This is a genomic window from Streptomyces sp. NPDC111656 (assembly GCF_055656965.1).
The window spans coordinates 960647-976279 of sequence record NZ_JBVKCA010000001.1; the positions used below are offsets into that span (position 1 = coordinate 960647).

Consider the following 15633-nt stretch of genomic DNA (forward strand, 5'->3'; position numbering starts at 1 on the left):
TCAATGATGGCGTGTCGCCGACGCAGGTCACGGACTGGGCGGCGAACGGCGTCTCGGTCCTTCTGTCCACCTATGCCGCCTACGGGAACTTCGACACGTATTTCACACGGCGAACCGCAGAAGCCCGGTGACAGCCGGACCGCGCCGGACCCTCTCCGCGATCACGTGGAGGCGGCCCGGTTCTCCGTGTCGGGGGTGGTAGTTGAGCGTTCGGTCGGTGTGGGGACGTCGCCGTGGATCGTGTCGGATGAGCTGTGGGACCGCCTGGAGCCGCTGCTGCCGCAGCGCTAACGGCGCTTCCGGTATCCGGGCCGCAAGCCGCTGCCGGACCGGGAGGTGCTGTGCGGGATTCTGTAGGTGCTCCACCCCGGTATCCAGTGAGAGTACCTGCCCAGGAACCTGGGCTTCGGCTCGGGCATGACCTGCTGGCGCCGCCTGCGGGACTGGAACGAGGCCGGCATCGGCAGCAGCTCCACGAAGTCCTGCTGGTCGAGTTCAACCCGGCCTCCCGGCGGACCGGTCCCGCTGCGTGGTCGACTCCTCCCACGTCAGGGCCCTAAATGGGGGAACCACACGGGTCCCTCGCCGGTCGACCGCGGCCGGGCAGGCTCGCAACACCACCTGATCACCGACGGACACGGCACCCCGCTCGCGGTCCTGCTGACCGGCGGCAACCGTAACGACGTCGCCCAGCTGATCCCCTTGCTCGACGCGATCCCGCCGGTCCGCGCCCGCGGCATCGTGCCCGCCATCGCCCGCCGCGAACCCCGCCAGGGCACCGGACTGGGCACCTACCGGTGGGTGGTCGAGCGCACCTTCGCCTGGTTCAACGGCTTCCGCCGCCTACGCACCCGCTGGGTACGCAGAGCCGACATCCACGAGGCGTTCCTCAAACTCGCCTGCTGCCTCATCACCCACCGACAACTCGGCTCATTGTGTGAGCTGCTGCAAAGCGGGCGACGGGCCGGTGCAGATCGCGAGAAAATACAAACTCACGAAGGCGTCGGCCGCCAAAGCCCGCACCCAGGCCATCAACCAGCTCAAGTCCGTCCTCAATGCTGCTCGTCAAACGTCATGCCCCGCAGCTGCTCGACGTGGTGGGGATCGGTCCGGACGTCGCTTTGCTGATCACGGTGGGGGACACCCCGGAACGGCTGGGCAGTGAGGGGTTCTTCGCCGCTTTGGGCGGGGTGAGGCCTGTCGAGCGTTCTTCGGGACGTCGGCAGTTCCGTCGCCTCAACCGCGGTGGCGATCGTCAGGCCAATGTCGCGCTCCATCGCATCGTGTTCACTCGTCTGCGGGTCGACTCGCGCACTCAGGACTATGTCGAGCGCCGGATCAAGTGAGGCTGCCGAGGGGCAGCATCTCCAGGCGGAACCGCTGGCCCGCCCAGCGCTACGGCGACGGGGGCCGCTGTGGGGAGCGGAGTACGAGCAGGGTGATCTCGCTGGGGGCGAAGACGCGGAACGGCGGGCCCCAGAAGCCGGTGCCGCGGCTGGTGTAGAGGAGGGTGCGGGTGCCGTGGCGGCTGAGGCCGGCGAGGGCGGGCTGGTCGATGCGGACGAGGTGGTGGAAGGGCCAGATCTGGCCGCCGTGGGTGTGGCCGGAGAGTTGGAGGTCGACGCCGTCGGCTGCCGCCCGGTCGACGAACTTGGGCTGGTGGGCCAGGAGCAGGACGGGGTGGTCGGGGTCGGCGCCGTGCAGGGCTCCGGCGAGGTGGGCGCGGTGGCCGGCGAGGCCGGAGGACTCGGCGGTGACGTCGTCCACGCCGGCGACCACGAGGGTGTCACCACCGCGTTCGAGCAGCAGATGACGGTTGCGCAGCGGCTCCCAGCCCAGCTCGTCCATGAGGTCGACCCAGCCCTGGGCCTCGCTGTAGTACTCGTGGTTGCCGGTGACGTAGACCCGGGCCCGGGTGGCCTGCACGGTGCCGAGTGGGGCGGCCTGGGTGCGGCGGCGTTCGGCCGTGCCGTCCGCGATGTCTCCGGTGTGGCAGACCAGGTCGGCGTCCAGGGTGTTGACCTTCGCGCAGACCCGCGCGGACCAGCGGGCGCGGTCGAGCGGGCCGTAATGGGTGTCGGTGATGAGGACGACGCGGGTGCCGTCCAATCCGGCTCCCAGGCGGGGGAGTTGTACGTCGAGCTGGCGCACCCGTGGTACCCGGCGGGCCTCGGCGTACCCCCAGGCGAGCAGCACGGCGGATACGCCGAGGACCGCCCAAGTGACGATCCGGGCCCGGTTCTGACCGTCGCCTACGCCGGCCACGGTCAGGGCGAGGCGCAGCAGGACGCCGAGCAGAACTGACCAGGTGAACAGTACCCAGCTGGCTCCGAGGAGGGTGTCCCCGACGATGGCCGCCCAGTCCTGCTGTCGCCGGCCGTGGCCGCGCATCATCGCGAGCGGCATGGCGATCAGGCCGAGGGCGAACAGGGCGGTGCCGGCCAGAGTGACAGGGAGTGGCCAGTGCTGGCCGGCGTGCAGCAGCAGCCAGCAGGGCACGGTCCACAGCAGGACCGGGGCGATCAGGGGGAGGTAGCGCATCAGGCGGTGCAGTCGGCTCCGCTGGGTCTCGTGCGCTGCACTGTCGGCGGATCGGGTTTCGCTGGTGTCGGTCACGCTTCCCCTCCTTGAGCAACCGGGCTGCCGTCGCGCGCACTGTATCCGGCCGTCTTCGGGCCGGTCGGACGGGGTGTTCATCGTGGGCTGCCCCATGCGGCGAAGGGGTCTTTGCCGGGCGGCAAGACTCCGCTGCGGCGACCAGCGGTTGCAGCAGCTCGGGCGCGTACTGCGGGTCCGTCACCAGGACGTCGAAGTTCACGATGTAGGTCTGTTCGAACAGGCGGCGTATCTGGTCGCCCAGCCCCTACCCTCGGCCTGCCGTACTCCTTCGCCTCGTCCAGCGCTTTCCCGGCCCGTTCCCAGCCGCCGCGCAGCGCCTCAAGCCGGGCCTCCTCCACCAGGGCGTCCAGCTTTCGTGTCGTGTCGTGGGCGAACACCGGCTCCTCGTCGCTCCGGTGCGCCCGCAGGCTGTGGAACTCCCGGTCCATGTCCCGCATGAACTCAAGGAAGTTCGCGTGCCGCTCGAGTGGCACGGCCCGCCGGCTCGCCCACGTGCACACGGCCCACTCACCGTCCTGGTCCGCGTCCTCGGGATCCATGAGGACGTGGGTGATGTCGGACTCGACGTCGAGCTGCGGCCCGCGCCGCCAGATGTCCGCCTCCGGCCGCTCCTCGGGCCCGGCGTCCTCGTCCAGGTACTCCTCGAACATGTCCGCGAGTCCTGACTCGTTGTTGTGCCCATGCGCGTCCTCGGTCCCCGCCAGCAGCCACACGAACCCGCCCGCGTGCCGCCACCCGTCGCTGGCCTCGAGGAACTCCCGGTACGACGGGGGCATCCGTCGGCCGAGGCGCTCCTCCATGGCTGCGATCCGCTCCTCCGACGCGGGCGGGAACCCCAGCCACCGCGCTTGCCGGGCGGTCGCGTCGTCCTCGCCCCGCGTCTCGCCGTCCGGCAGGGAATCTGCCCACTCCCCGCTTCACCTCAGCAGGAAGGACCGTCAGTCGAATGCCGTGGTGTCCGTCATGCGCCCGATGCCGCCACTCACCACTGACAGTGCTCCGTTGCTTGCTGCGGCCGACAGGGCCCATTTGTGCGCGACCGGCCCGGCAGGCTGTGCCAGCGTGCTCGCGCCCTGTCTGGCCGATGGAGAAGGCGGCGAACTCCACGTCGGTGAAGGCGATCCCAAGGCCGTGGGCCCGTCTACCTCCGTCCCGCAAGTTGGCGTGCCCCAGTGCACGTGCGAGACACCATCTGCTGCTCGCCCGTCCGGCGTCCCGGGCGGCGAACAGCTCTCGCGCGCCGGGCAGCGGCCGGTCAGGGCGTCTGCGGGAGAGCCCGCCCCGTCGCCTCGGCTTCCTTCCGCACGGCGGGTCCCGTCCGCTCGGGGCCCTGGCCCCGCCCTCGGCTGAGCTGCGCCCCGACCGCCGAGGTCACCAGGCTCAGCGCCGCGGCCGTGTACCAGACGACCCGGAAGTCGTGGTGCGAGGTGGCGTCGACATGGGAGCCGACGACCGCGACCAGGACGGCGACGCCGATCGTGGCCGAGATCTGGCGCACCGAGTTGACCAGCGCCGACCCGGTCGCCGCACGGTGTCCCGGTACCGCGTGCACGCCGGCGGCCACCAGTGTGCCGAGGGCCAGGCCCACTCCCGCACCGGTCAGTAGCTGGCTGGGCAGCAGCTCACTCACGTAGTCCGGTGTGACCGACGCGAAGATCGCGAACCAGACCATGCCACCGGCGAACAGCACGCCGCCCGCCGCGATCAGCGGTCCCTGCCCGAAGCGCTGCGCGGCGCGGGTGGTCAGCACGGTGACGACGGGCACGAGCGCGGGGCCGGGGGCCAGGGCGAGACCGGTGCGCAGCGCGCTCCAGTGCCAGACCTCCTGACACCACAGCACGTTCGACAGCAGCATGATCGAGAAGGCCACGCCGAACAGGAGGCTGCCCGCGTTCGCCGCACCGAAGCGCGGCAGCCGCAGTAGGTCCAGCTCGAACAGCGGACGGGGGTGCCGCAGGGACCGGAGCACGAACGCGGCGCCGCCGATCACGGCGACCGCCAGCAGAAGTACGGTCTCGCCGCTCGTCCAGCCCTGTTCGGGTGCCTGCACCAGCGCCCCGGACAGCGACGCGATCGAGACGAAGACCAGCAGGGCGCCGAGGAGGTCGGGCCACGGCCCGGTCTCCCGCACGGCCGGCTTCGGCAGCGCCGACCGGCCGACGACGAGCGCCGCGATGCCGATGGGCAGGTTGACGGCGAAGACCCACCGCCAGTCCACCTCGGTCAGCAGGCCACCGGCGACGGGCCCGGCGGCCGCGGCGAGTCCGCCGACCCCGGCCCAGCCGCGGGTGGCCTGGGTGCGGCGCTCGGCGGGCACCGCCGCCAGCAGCAGGGCCAGGGAGGTCGGGATCTGGGCCGCCGCCCCCACGGCCTGCACCACCCGGGCCACGATGAGGGTGCCCAGGTCCGGGGCCAGGGCACAGCCCAACGACGCGAGCGTGAAGACGGCGATCCCGGCGAGGAAGACCGGCCGCTGCCCTATGCGGTCACCGGCACGCCCGGCCACCACCAGCAGCGCGGCGAAGGTGATCGCGTAGGCGTTGAGTACCCAGGACAGCGATCCGAGGCCCGCTGCGCGGCCGCCTCCGGAGAAGTCCTCTCCCACGGCGGGCAGCGCGACGTTGACGATCAGCAGATCCAGGTTGGTCATGAAGACGGCCACCAGGACGACTGCGGCGGCCGCCCGAGGGTGCTTTGAGAACCGAAGCAGAGTGGACATGGCGCAACCCAAACACAGGGTGGTTTGGAAATCAAACCCTGCCGGGTGATACTGGGAAAATGACCACACGCATCGACCCCCGGGACATGGCGGGGCGCCCGTGCTCCCTCGCCGCGGCCCTCCAGATCATCGGTGACCGCTGGGCCCTGCCAGCGATCCGCGAGGTCATGCTCGGCAACCACCGCTTCCGGCAGATCGCCAGGAACACCGGCGCTCCCACGGACCGGCTCGCCGCGCGCCTGAAGGCGCTGGTGGAGAGTGGCGTCCTCGAACGGCGCCCGCTGCCGGACGACGCCCGCTACAGCGGCTACTACCTGACGGAGGCCGGGCGCGATCTGGGGGCCATCACCCGCGAGCTGATCGGCTGGGGCGACCGTTGGGTCGTCACCGCACCGCCCGGCCGGATCCGGCACGGGGATCACGAACTCGTCACCTACACGGTGTGCGAGACCTGCGGCGAGCGGGTCCACGGGGAAGATGTCCACCGTGACGACCTCGTGCCCGGCTGGGACCAGTCGGGCCCGGTGACGACCCCGTAGACCGAACGGCCCCACCTCGGCGAAATCGAAGGTCCGGCGTGATCAACGGCGCCCACGTCATCCTCTACAGCCAGGACGCGGAGGCCGACCGCGACTTCATCCGCGACGTCCTCGCCTTCCCCGGTGTCGACGCGGGCGGCGGGTGGCTGATCTTCAAGCTGTCCCCGGCAGAGATCGCCGTACACCCCACCGAGGGCGCCCCCAGCACGAGTTCTGTCTGATGTGCGACGACCTCGACGCCCAGCTCGGGGAACTGCGTGCGCGGGGCGTCGAGATCACCCGCCCGGTCAGCGAACAGCGCTGGGGCAGGCTGACGGCGGTGCGTCCGCCCAGCGGCGCCGAACTGCCGCTGTACGAACCTCGCCACCCCGTGGCCCACAGTCTGTGACACTCGAGCGGCCCCGCCCGGGGGCCACGGGATGTGCTGACGGCACCGCCCCGTCACGGTGTACCAGATCGCCGGTGACAACCGTCGTGGTGCCTGGTCGCAGGGGCTCGTGGCATCATCCGCCGGGACGACCGCGTTCCCCCGCGAAGACCAGGGCGGAGGCGGCCCGGATGGTGAGAAAGGTGGCGACATGCTGGAGACGGTGGGCCTGACGGCCGACGAGAGCGAGGTGTACCGCCTGCTGGTCGCCACCGGGACGGCGTCCGCTCAGGACATCTCCGGCCGCTCGGCCCTCGACGTCGTGACCGCGCGGCTGCTGCTGCGCGCGCTGGAGCACAAGGGCCTGGCGTCGGCGGCCGAGGACAGTCCCGAATGGTTCACCGCCGTGCCGCCGCAGGTGGTCCTCATGCCCCGGCTGCAACGCCACTTCGACGCCCTGGAACAGACCCGGGCCGCCGTCTACGAACTGGCGGAGACCCACCGCCGCACCGCATGGGCCCGGAGCACGGGCGAGGCCGTCGAGATCATCACCGGCGCGGCGGCACTGCGCCAGCATCTGCGCCAGCTCCAGCACGGCGCCGGCCGCGAGATGATGTGGTTCGTGAAGGCCCAGTACGTGGCCATGTCACCGGAGAGCAACCAGGAGGAGTTCGACGCGCTGGACCGGGGCGTGCTCTACCGGGCCCTGTACGAACAGGCCTACTTCGACGACCCGGACGCGGTGGACTACGTCGTCAAGGGCGTACGCGCCGGTGAGGTGTCCAGGGCGGTACCCCTGCTGCCGCTGCGGATGGCGATCGCCGACCGCTCGGTGGCCATCCTGCCACTGGCCGCCTCGGGCACCTCCGGCAACCCCCGGGAGCTGCGGGCCGCGGTGGTGCGGGAGAGCAGCCTCTTGGACGCGCTCATCGCCCTGTTCGAACACCACTGGGAGATCGGCGCCCCGCTCCGGGTGACCGAGGAGGGCCAAATCGGCGGCGCCGGCACCACGGATGCCGCCTCGCCGGTCGGGGAGGACCGGCACCTGCTCTCCCTGATGGTCGCCGGTATGACGGACGAGGCGATAGCCGGACAGCTGCGGGTCAGCAAGCGCACCGTCCAGCGGCGCATCCAGGGCCTGATGAGCCTGGCGGGCGTCGCGACCCGTATGCAGCTGGGCTGGCACGCGGCGCGCCGCGACTGGCTCTGAGCACGGCGGACGCCGCACCGCACACGAACAGGGCCCGCCGGACGTGTCCGGCGGGCCCTGACCCCGTTCGTCCGGCCGGGCTGCGCCACTCGCGGAAGCAGCTACTCGAGGACGTGGCTACTCCGCGACGGCGGCTAGTTGAGCAAGTAGCCCTTGATGACGGTCTCCTTGAAGGAGTTGCCCGCCGCGTCCTCGACGTGGACGCGCAGGCTGACGGAGCCGCCCGCGGCGCTTCGCGGGTGCTCCACCGTCACGGTGCGCTCCATGCCGGAGCCCTTGACCCGTACCGACTGCCAGGTCTTCCCCTCGTCGAAGGAGACCTCGGTGGTGAAGACGCGGACGGGCGACGCCGGGGCGCCGGCCGTCCGCTGGATCAGGACCGGGATGTCGAGCTTGCGGCCGGCCTCGGCCCGGTTCCACTCGTCCAGCTTCGGCGACATACGGACCGCGTACAGCGGCAGCGCCTGCCGGGTCGCCGTGGTCCGCGACCGGAACCGCCATTCCGCCCGCACACTCGTGGAGACGGAGCTGGGGGCCATGTCACGGTTGTGCTCGACCGTCAGACGGTAGTCGGCGGGGACGGCGTCGGCCGGGACGTCGCTCATGCTCCAGTCCTGGGAGACCAGCTCGCCGTTGCGCCACAGCTTCACCTCGGGCAGGCCGGACGTGGTGTCGGCCACCAGGTCGAGGTTGCCGTTCGCGGCCGACTGGAAGGGGCGGTACATCGTGTCGCCCTCTCGGAAGGCGGCCATCTGGGACGAGAGGCCCACGGCCTGGATCCCGCCGTTCCAGCGCTCGTCGATCCGGGAGCCGGCCCGGTAACCGTGCAGGTCGCTCAGGTAGCTCTGCCCATGCGCGTTCGGGTCGAGGAAGCTGTTCTGGTCGAAGGCCGTCTGCCAGCGCAGGCCGTCGGCCGCCGAGAAGTAGTCGACGCGGCGTGCCGGGACCGGAATTCCCTCCATCGCCCGGCCGCTGAAGCGGACGTTGTCGACGTACGTCCAGACGATGCGGGTGGCCGTGGTTCCCGGCGTGGTGGCGGCGAACGTGGTGTTCACCCTGGCCAGCTCCGACTTGTGGGGGTTGTAGGCGGGATCCGCCGGGATGGCGCCGTGCACCGGTCGCGTGAGGTAGTAGACCGAGGCGGGGTTCCCGTCTGCGCCGGCCGGGTCGCCCCAGACGCTGGTGACGAGGTACGTGAACTTCGAGTCCTTGTACTGGGCCGTCGGCACCGCGTACACACCGTCGATGTGGTCCGTGCCGATCGCGTTGTACATGGTGACCGAGAGCAGCTGGTCGGCAATGCTGATCGTGCCGATCTCGGCCGACATGATGCGCGCGGAGCGGCTCGGTGCCGACACCGTGACGGGCTTCGCCTTCCGGGCGTCGATGGTCACCTGCCGGTCGGCGCTCATCACGACCTTCGGCACGCCGACGATGGTGCCCTCGGTGTAGGAGGCGTCGAAGTAGAAACCGCTCACCGAGTAGGTGTCCTTGGGCAGCCGCACCACCGTGCTGCTCCTGCCGAGCGCCTCGACCTCGTACGCCTTGCCGTCGGCCGAGTTGACCAGCAGGTAGGCGTTGTCGGGGGCGGCGCCCGTGCGGCTCTTCATGCCGATGCGCAGGTCGTACGACGGCTGCTCGACGTCCATGCCGAACGGGACGCGCACCGACACTTGGCCGTCCGCGGTGCTCGCGGTCACCACACCGCTGTAGGCGGCGTACGTCGTGGCGGCTTCCGGGGTCGCGGTGAGGGTGACGTCCGCCGTTCCGTGCGCGGGCACGGTGACCGTGTCGGCGCTGAGCCGGAACAGGCCGACGGGGGCGGGCATGTCCTTCTTCCCGCTGCTCGGGTCGTCCTTCAGCTGAAGGGTGACCGGCGCGGCGCCCGGGTTGCGGTAGGTGAGGGTCTTGGTCACCGGAGGCCGCTTGCCGTCTGTCCAGCGGATCAGCCCGAAGTCCAGTGCGGTGGTGTCGGCGGTGACGTCCTGGTCGACCGCCCTGGCGACGTCGACGCGGCCGGCGCCCTGGAAGTAGGCGCCGTGTTCCTTGGCGCCGGTCGCCGACTGCATCAGCTGGCGCTTGACCTGCTCCGCCGTCCAGTCGGGGTGCTGCTGGAACAGGATGGCGGCGGCTCCCGTCACATGGGGCGTGGCCATCGACGTGCCGCTCATCGCGACATAGCCGTCGTCTGCGGTGGTGCCGCCCGCTTGGGCGGCGACGACGTTGACGCCGGGGGCGATGACGTCCGGCTTGAGGCCGGAGTCGCCCACCCGCGGGCCGACCGAGCTGAAGGCGGCGAGGTCGTCGTCCTCCTCGGCCGCGCCGACGGCCAGCGCCCGGTCGTCGGAGGCGGGCGAGGAGACCTTGCCGGGACCGCTGTTGCCGGCCGCGGCCACGACCAGCGTGCCGTAGTCGCGGGTCACGGTGTCGACCATGGCCTCCAGGGCGTCGGTCTCCGGGGTGTCCGTGTCGCCCAGGCTGAGGTTGATCACCTTGGCGCCGTGCTGGGCGGCCCAGGCCAGGCCCTCGACGATGTCGGAGTTGTCGCAGTTGCCGTCCGCGGTGCACACCTTGCCGGACAGGATCTGCACACCGGGTGCCACACCCTTGTACGTGCCGTCGGAGGCCGCGCCGGAACCGGCGACCGTCGAGGTCACGTGGGTCCCGTGGCCGTTCAGGTCATCGGTGTTCGGCTCGGTGGTGAAGTTCGCGGACTCGGTGACGAGGCCCTTGAGGTCCGGGTGGTGGGGGTCGTAACCGGTGTCGAGCACGGCAACCTTGACGCCGGTGCCGGTGTAGCCCTTCTCCCAGGCGTGCGGGGCGCCGATGCGCGGCACCGTGCTGTCGAGCTGGATCCTGGAGCGGCCGTCCAGCCAGACCCGGCGCACACCCGCTCCGAAGGACGTGGCGTCGGCCCGGCCGGGGGCGATGCCCTTCCAGAACCCGGCGGCGTCCGCGCGGTGTTCGCCGAGGGCCGCGAAGGGGGTCCCGCCGATGGGGCGGACGGTGTCGGCGCCGGCGGCGGTCAGCTGTCGCCGGGCGGTGCCCGCGTCCCCGGCGTACTCGACGATCAGCGGCAGGCTCGACCGCTGTGCGTACTTGCCCCGGACCAGGGCGGAGACGTTGAACAGCGCCTTGTCGAGGCGGCCCGTCGCGAGCAGCGGGAGCGTGTCGGCCGGTATGACGGTCCAGTCGCGGCCGCTCTGGCGCTTGATGAACGCGACCCGCTCGCGGCCCTCGGCGGGCTCGACCGACACACTCTGCTTGCCCGAGGTGTCCGTCTCCAGCGTGACGCGGTCGCCGGTGATCAGGGTGAGCTGATGCCGGGAGGTGATCGGCGACCGGGCCGCTCCGGTCTGCGCGGCGGCTTCCGTTCGCCCGGTGTGCGGGCCGAGGTCCTGAGCGGCGCCGGGGGCGGCGGTCAGACCGGCCACGAGCGCCACGAGGGCGGCGGCCGCCACCGTATGCGGAGGCCGGGGAGGGCGGATCCCGCGGCGCCACCTGTTGTTCATGTCTCTCATGGGAGGACAGCGTGGTGCCGTCAAGTGCCGAGGTCAGCAGTTTGTCCTGTCCACCAGGCGTCAAGTCACCTTTACGCCAACCCCTATATTTCACAAAGAGGGCAAAAGTGGCCAGCTTCACGGCTCATGGACGAACCGAGCGAGCCGCCCCCCGGGTGGTGTCAAGCCGGCCGCCGGAGATCACGCACAGTCTTTTCTTCCCGGCTCGACCGGAAGCCCTTCGGCTGCCCTCGGCGGGGGTGCGCGGTGGCGTCGGTGCTGGCAATGCTGGAGGAGCGGGAGGCGGCGGCCCGTGTGCGGGTGGAGGGTCTGCGGGAGGAAGTCGCGCGGTTGGCCGAGGTGTTGGAGGCCGCAGAGATCGAGGTGGATCGGCGAGTGATCGCGTGGGAGGAACTGGTCGAAGCCCTGGCCGTGTCCGCCGCCGAGACGACTGCCGTGACCAGGACGGCGCAGGAAACGGCGCCCTCACCAGTGCCGGGGCCGGTGGTGCCGCCTTGGCGGGACGGGTTGCCGGTGACCGTGCTCGCGCCCGACTGCCAGCGGATTCTGGACATGCTGGAGGAGCGGCGGTCCGGCCAGGCGCCTGGCGGATGGTTCTTCCTGGAGGCGTCGGGGAAGTTCAGTGCCGGCCGGCGGCCCGCGGCCGTGCCGGACGCCGGCTCATCCGGGTGGCCATCGACCACCGTGTCACCGCCTCGCTGCCGGTCGGCAACGTCTCGTAGTCCCGGGCCGGGCGGCGAGGGTTCATCAGTCATGCGAACGTGCGCTGTGCCACCCAGCGTCTGGGGAGCGCCACGAACCCTGTCATGTCGTCGGTGCGAGACAATCGCACGATGGTGCGGCCGAGTTGGACTGGACGGGCTCGGACACGTACAACAAGGGGCGGCGTTCCAGTTGTTCGGAGGACTCGATGCCTTTGTGGGTGATGCGGTGTCGGATGCCGCGGCTGCGTAACCACATCAGCGCCAACGAACCCTCCGTGCGTCTTCGTGTCGGACCGCCCGCCACAGCCCACCGCGGTGATCAGCAGCAGGCGTGGCGACTACCCCGCCATACGCCCTGATACTCGATCGCGTCTGGGCGCTCCAGTATTTCTCCCAGTTGGCGCCACCAGTGAGCTTGAGGGTCAGCGTGGGTGCGCGGGCCGCCTGATCGCGTCAACGCAGCAGCGACCAAGCCGGCCGACGAGCGGCGAGGCGCGCTCAGGCGGAGTGTGTGCGGCGGGAGTTGGCCCGCAGAAGAAGTGCGGCGCCGGCTGCGGCGGCGAGGAGTACGCCGCCCGCGACCCAGGCCACCGTGCCGGTGCGGGACGTCCCGGCTGAGTGCTTCGCAGCTTGCTGAGCAGCGCAGGCCTTTCCGGGTGCGGCGGGGGCGACACGCAGACGGGCCCATGGTTTGTCGGGGCCGGCCTGGTCGGCGTCATGCCGGTACACGACGTAGAGGCCGGGTGCGGAGTCGCATCTGAGGGTGGTGGTGGCGGTCAGGACGGCTCTGGCTCCGCGCAGGACGGAGCGGTCGGTGAATGCGCGGGAGGTGAGGGTGATGTCACCGTCCGATCCCTCGTCATAGTTGTCAGTGATCGTGATGCGGCTGCCGGCCCGGAAGGTCCGCACGTCCCATGCCGACTGGGGCCACGTGCTGTCGGGAGCCCAGCGTTCCTCCAGGCCGGGCGGGGGCAGTTTCTGGACCTTGTTCCGGCAGACGCGGCGTGCCGCCTCGTCGGTGGCTTCAACGCGTACGCGTGCCCAACGGAACGGATGCTCCTCCGGGCCCACGTCTCCGGCGCCGTGCAGCAGGACCGGGTAGGTGCCGGGCCGGGTATCGCAGGCGACGGTCACGGTGGTGGTCAGCAGCGGATCCATCATCCGCAGCTTCCCTGCCCTGATGAACGCGGATGAAGTGATGGTCTCTGCGTAACTGGCCTCGCTGGACTTGGCATTGACCGTCAGTGTGTCGCCGGGATGCACCGACCGGACGCTTCCGAAGGGGAGGGATGACTCGAGCGGGGAGGCCGAGGCCGACCCGGCCGCCAGAAAGGACAGCAGGAGAGGGAGTGCCGCCCACGCGGTCTTGCGGAGTCGGTCCATCGCCTCGCCCATCTCTTATTTGACGATATGTCGGTTGTTACTCGACAGTACAGTGTCATCGAACATATGTACGATCAAAGGGAGTTCGGGGCTCGCTCACCGTACGGCCCCCTACAAGACGGAAAGGCACCTTGTTGCGTTCCAGACACAGATGGATTCCAGCCCTGGCGCTAGGACTGGGCGTCGGCGTTCTCGGCGCCGGGACAGCATCGGCCGCGACGGGCCATCCGGCACCAGCGCCCTCCGTCCCACCGACGGCCTCCGTATCACCGGCGGCTCCCAGCGCCGGGCATCAGGTCCCGCCGAAGTCGCCGGTACCCTCGGCGCCGTCGACGGTCGCGGGGGTCGTCGAGCCGACCGACTCCGCCACGCCCTCGGCGTCCTCGACGCGGTCCGCCGAGCCAACCTCCTCTCCCTCCCCCTCGGTCGGGCCGAGTCTGAGCGAGGAAGAGAAGTACTGGACGGCGGATCGCATGGACAACGCGGTCCCGATCGACTCCCCGCCGGCCCCCGCTTCGGCCGTGTCGAAGCACGGCATCACGGCGGGCGCCACCGTCGCGCACCAGCCGCCGCCATCGGGCACCCCCACCCCGGAGCACTTCCTCGGCCACCCGATGGTGGGCACGTTCTTCTTCGACGGGAAGCCGCTCGGCGGCCCGAAGACGTACTGCACCGGCAGCGTCGTACACACGGCAGCCAAGGACATCGTCCTGACCGCCGGACACTGTGGCCGTGGCCTGGAGAGGGCCACCCACCGCATCTTCGTTCCGCAGTACCGCATCGGCAGGTCCGCCGTCGAGCAGCCGTCCGGCGTCTACCCGGTGTCCCGCCTGTACACAGACCCGCGCTACGACGCGAACACCAAGAAGCCGACCTCCGACTTGGACCTGGCCTTCGCGCAGGTCGACCCCAACACGCGGGGCAAGGTGGAGGACGTCACGGGGGCATTGACCTTCACCCCGACCAGCAGCTACAAGCACAAGGTCACCGTCATCGGCTATCCCGACGACGTCAGTGTCAACCCCGACCACGTGCCGGTCCGCTGCCCCGTCAGCACCTCCCAGCTGCCAGGCTTCCGACAGATGCGCATGACCTGTACCGGCTTCTACGGTGGCGTTTCCGGCGGCCCGTGGATCGAGGACTACAACAGCACCAACGGCACCGGCAAGGTCATCGGCAACACCGGTGGATATCACGGCGGTGGCAACCCGCTGGGCAGACGGCGAGGTGACACTGTACGGCGACGTCGGCTCCAAAGGACTGAACTGGGCCGGCACCCAGATGATCAAACCCAACGACCTCTGGAAGAACGCGACGCAGATCGCCGCGGGCCGCTTCGCCGCCTCGCAGTACGTCACCGACCTCGTCGTGCGCTGGGTCGACGGTGAGCTGACCCTCTACACGAACGTCAGCGCCGGTACCTTCGGCCAGGAGCACCAGCTGAAGCCGAAGAACGACACCTGGCGGGACGCCACACTCCTGACGGCCGGTGAGTTCTCCGGCAACCAGAAATGGGACCTCATGGTGCGCTGGACCGACGGCGAGCTCGACAACTACGTCGGTACGACGACCTCGGGCCTCGGCGGCGAGCATCGCATCCTGGACCCCAACGGGCTCTGGAAGCACGACGGGGCCATGACGACCGGCGACTTCACCGGCAACGGCCGTACCGACGACCTCGTCATCCGCTGGTCCGACGGCGAGACCACCATGTACACCGATACCCTCGCCAACCAGCTGGGAACCGAACACATGCTCGTCGCCCCGACCTCCTGAGCCCACCCAAACCACGCGGTCGGCCGCGGGACGACCTCCGCGCTGACCAAGGCTTCGCTGGATCGCGCAGAGCTCTGAGCACGAGCAGACAGATCCGGACGGCACTGCGACGTCCTTGAGAACGTCGTCCCGGTCCTCATGGCCGAGGCGAAAGACACGCCCGGCAACGACGCGTCCGACCGTGACATCGCCGCTGACCGGTCGTGGAACCCGCCGGTGGGAAACGCCGCGGTGGACCGGGAGCTGTACATCCCGCGCTCCTGGACGTGCGACCCGGACCGCTGCCGGGCAGCGGGGCTCGGCGAGTACACCGTCTTCGCGACCAAGCCGGAACTGGCCCGCACGATGATCGAACGGTTCCTGGACGCCGGACACCACGTGGGCTGGGTCACCGGTGATGAGGTCTACGGCGGCAACCCGAAACTGCGCACGGCTCTGGCCGAACGCGGCATCGGACTGGAGTACTAGCGGTAAGGCCGACGCCTTTCATTGGGTCAGCAGGGCACGTGGCACGCGTTCGGCTGCCTTCTTCTCCGCCGCCGCAGCTGGGTGCAAGGGCAGACCGGCTCGTCGCCCAGTCCGGCAGCACACGCCTTGAACCGGCTCACGCGCGATGGCGGCCCCGGCTGAACCGCCTCCGGGCTACGGGGTGGTGGGCCATGTGCGCCGGGCCGCGGGAACCGTCCGAGCCGCCTTGTGTCGCCTTGACGACCTAAGGCAGTGGCAGATCTTCGGTGACCCAGACGAGGTGTCCCGGGCCGGGAAACGGGACAGCGGGCCCGGCGACCGCGTTAT

Annotated in this window: 11 protein-coding genes and 4 pseudogenes; 9 read left to right on the forward strand and 6 right to left on the reverse strand. The window is 70.5% G+C overall.

The features are described from left to right. Nucleotides 1-219: 219 nt before the first annotated feature. Together ACZ7M3_RS04430 and ACZ7M3_RS04435 are read left to right on the forward strand one after the other, a co-directional pair. Nucleotides 220-912: pseudogene (locus ACZ7M3_RS04430) on the forward strand (IS5 family transposase); the annotation flags it as partial. A gap of 37 nt (nt 913-949) precedes the next feature. Next, nucleotides 950-1340, forward strand: a pseudogene (locus ACZ7M3_RS04435) (transposase); the annotation flags it as partial. 55 nt (nt 1341-1395) lie between these two features. Here ACZ7M3_RS04435 and ACZ7M3_RS04440 read toward each other — a convergent pair. From ACZ7M3_RS04440 to ACZ7M3_RS04450, 3 genes and pseudogenes are all read right to left on the reverse strand, one after another. Continuing rightward, nucleotides 1396-2616 (reverse strand): metallophosphoesterase, encoded by a 1221-nt coding sequence (locus ACZ7M3_RS04440; RefSeq protein WP_472060626.1) that lies wholly within the window; start codon nt 2614-2616, stop codon nt 1396-1398. A gap of 123 nt (nt 2617-2739) precedes the next feature. Further along, a pseudogene (locus ACZ7M3_RS04445) lies at nt 2740-3548 on the reverse strand (SMI1/KNR4 family protein); the annotation flags it as partial. 326 nt (nt 3549-3874) lie between these two features. Next, nucleotides 3875-5338, reverse strand: coding sequence for an MFS transporter (locus ACZ7M3_RS04450; protein ID WP_472060628.1), 1464 nt, complete (start codon nt 5336-5338; stop codon nt 3875-3877). A gap of 59 nt (nt 5339-5397) precedes the next feature. On the opposite strand from ACZ7M3_RS04450, the gene ACZ7M3_RS04455 reads away from it, so the two are divergent. The 4 genes from ACZ7M3_RS04455 to ACZ7M3_RS04470 all read left to right on the forward strand — a co-directional run bounded on the left by ACZ7M3_RS04455 (nt 5398) and on the right by ACZ7M3_RS04470 (nt 7454). Continuing rightward, a complete protein-coding gene (locus ACZ7M3_RS04455; protein ID WP_472060630.1) occupies nt 5398-5877 on the forward strand; it encodes a winged helix-turn-helix transcriptional regulator in 480 nt (159 codons plus the stop codon). 38 nt (nt 5878-5915) lie between these two features. Next, nucleotides 5916-6098 (forward strand): hypothetical protein, encoded by a 183-nt coding sequence (locus ACZ7M3_RS04460; protein WP_472060632.1) that lies wholly within the window; start codon nt 5916-5918, stop codon nt 6096-6098. Then, complete coding sequence (locus tag ACZ7M3_RS04465; protein WP_472060633.1) at nt 6098-6265, forward strand: hypothetical protein; 168 nt, start codon at nt 6098-6100, stop codon at nt 6263-6265. The genes ACZ7M3_RS04460 and ACZ7M3_RS04465 overlap by 1 nt, the downstream gene beginning before the upstream one ends. 190 nt (nt 6266-6455) lie before the next feature. Further along, a complete protein-coding gene (locus ACZ7M3_RS04470; RefSeq protein WP_355311232.1) occupies nt 6456-7454 on the forward strand; it encodes a helix-turn-helix domain-containing protein in 999 nt (332 codons plus the stop codon). Between the two features lie 134 nt (nt 7455-7588). Here the strand turns inward: ACZ7M3_RS04470 and ACZ7M3_RS04475 are convergent, their stop codons facing one another. From ACZ7M3_RS04475 to ACZ7M3_RS04485, 3 genes are all read right to left on the reverse strand, one after another. Continuing rightward, nucleotides 7589-10966, reverse strand: a complete 3378-nt coding sequence (locus ACZ7M3_RS04475; RefSeq protein WP_472060635.1) for a S8 family peptidase — start codon at nt 10964-10966, stop codon at nt 7589-7591. Nucleotides 10967-12177: 1211 nt separating this feature from the next. After that, a complete protein-coding gene (locus tag ACZ7M3_RS04480) occupies nt 12178-13074 on the reverse strand; it encodes a hypothetical protein (RefSeq protein WP_472060636.1) in 897 nt (298 codons plus the stop codon). A gap of 280 nt (nt 13075-13354) precedes the next feature. Further along, on the reverse strand, nt 13355-13537 hold the full coding sequence (locus ACZ7M3_RS04485; RefSeq protein WP_472060638.1) for a hypothetical protein: 183 nt from the start codon (nt 13535-13537) through the stop codon (nt 13355-13357). Between ACZ7M3_RS04485 and ACZ7M3_RS04490 the strand changes: the two genes are divergently transcribed. The 3 genes and pseudogenes from ACZ7M3_RS04490 to ACZ7M3_RS04500 form a co-directional block, all read left to right on the forward strand. Next, nucleotides 13536-14450, forward strand: a complete 915-nt coding sequence (locus tag ACZ7M3_RS04490) for a trypsin-like serine peptidase (protein ID WP_472060640.1) — start codon at nt 13536-13538, stop codon at nt 14448-14450. The genes ACZ7M3_RS04485 and ACZ7M3_RS04490 overlap by 2 nt on opposite strands. Further along, the gene (locus tag ACZ7M3_RS04495) at nt 14344-14838 is read left to right on the forward strand and encodes a hypothetical protein (RefSeq protein WP_472060642.1); all 495 of its coding nucleotides are present in this window, start codon (nt 14344-14346) and stop codon (nt 14836-14838) included. Before ACZ7M3_RS04490 ends, ACZ7M3_RS04495 begins: the two co-directional genes overlap by 107 nt. A 219-nt stretch (nt 14839-15057) precedes the next feature. Next, nucleotides 15058-15291, forward strand: a pseudogene (locus ACZ7M3_RS04500) (transposase); the annotation flags it as partial. Nucleotides 15292-15633: the final 342 nt, after the last annotated feature.

Bases quoted from the DNA above. Each gene is read 5' to 3' on its own strand.
- ACZ7M3_RS04450 (WP_472060628.1), bottom strand. From the start codon at position 5,338: ATGTCCACTCTGCTTCGGTTCTCAAAGCACCCTCGGGCGGCCGCCGCA.
- ACZ7M3_RS04455 (WP_472060630.1), top strand. From the start codon at position 5,398: ATGACCACACGCATCGACCCCCGGGACATGGCGGGGCGCCCGTGCTCC.
- ACZ7M3_RS04465 (WP_472060633.1), top strand. From the start codon at position 6,098: ATGTGCGACGACCTCGACGCCCAGCTCGGGGAACTGCGTGCGCGGGGC.
- ACZ7M3_RS04470 (WP_355311232.1), top strand. From the start codon at position 6,456: ATGCTGGAGACGGTGGGCCTGACGGCCGACGAGAGCGAGGTGTACCGC.
- ACZ7M3_RS04475 (WP_472060635.1), bottom strand. From the start codon at position 10,966: ATGAACAACAGGTGGCGCCGCGGGATCCGCCCTCCCCGGCCTCCGCAT.
- ACZ7M3_RS04480 (WP_472060636.1), bottom strand. From the start codon at position 13,074: ATGGGCGAGGCGATGGACCGACTCCGCAAGACCGCGTGGGCGGCACTC.
- ACZ7M3_RS04490 (WP_472060640.1), top strand. From the start codon at position 13,536: ATGGACAACGCGGTCCCGATCGACTCCCCGCCGGCCCCCGCTTCGGCC.
- ACZ7M3_RS04485 (WP_472060638.1), bottom strand. From the start codon at position 13,537: ATGCGATCCGCCGTCCAGTACTTCTCTTCCTCGCTCAGACTCGGCCCG.
- ACZ7M3_RS04495 (WP_472060642.1), top strand. From the start codon at position 14,344: ATGATCAAACCCAACGACCTCTGGAAGAACGCGACGCAGATCGCCGCG.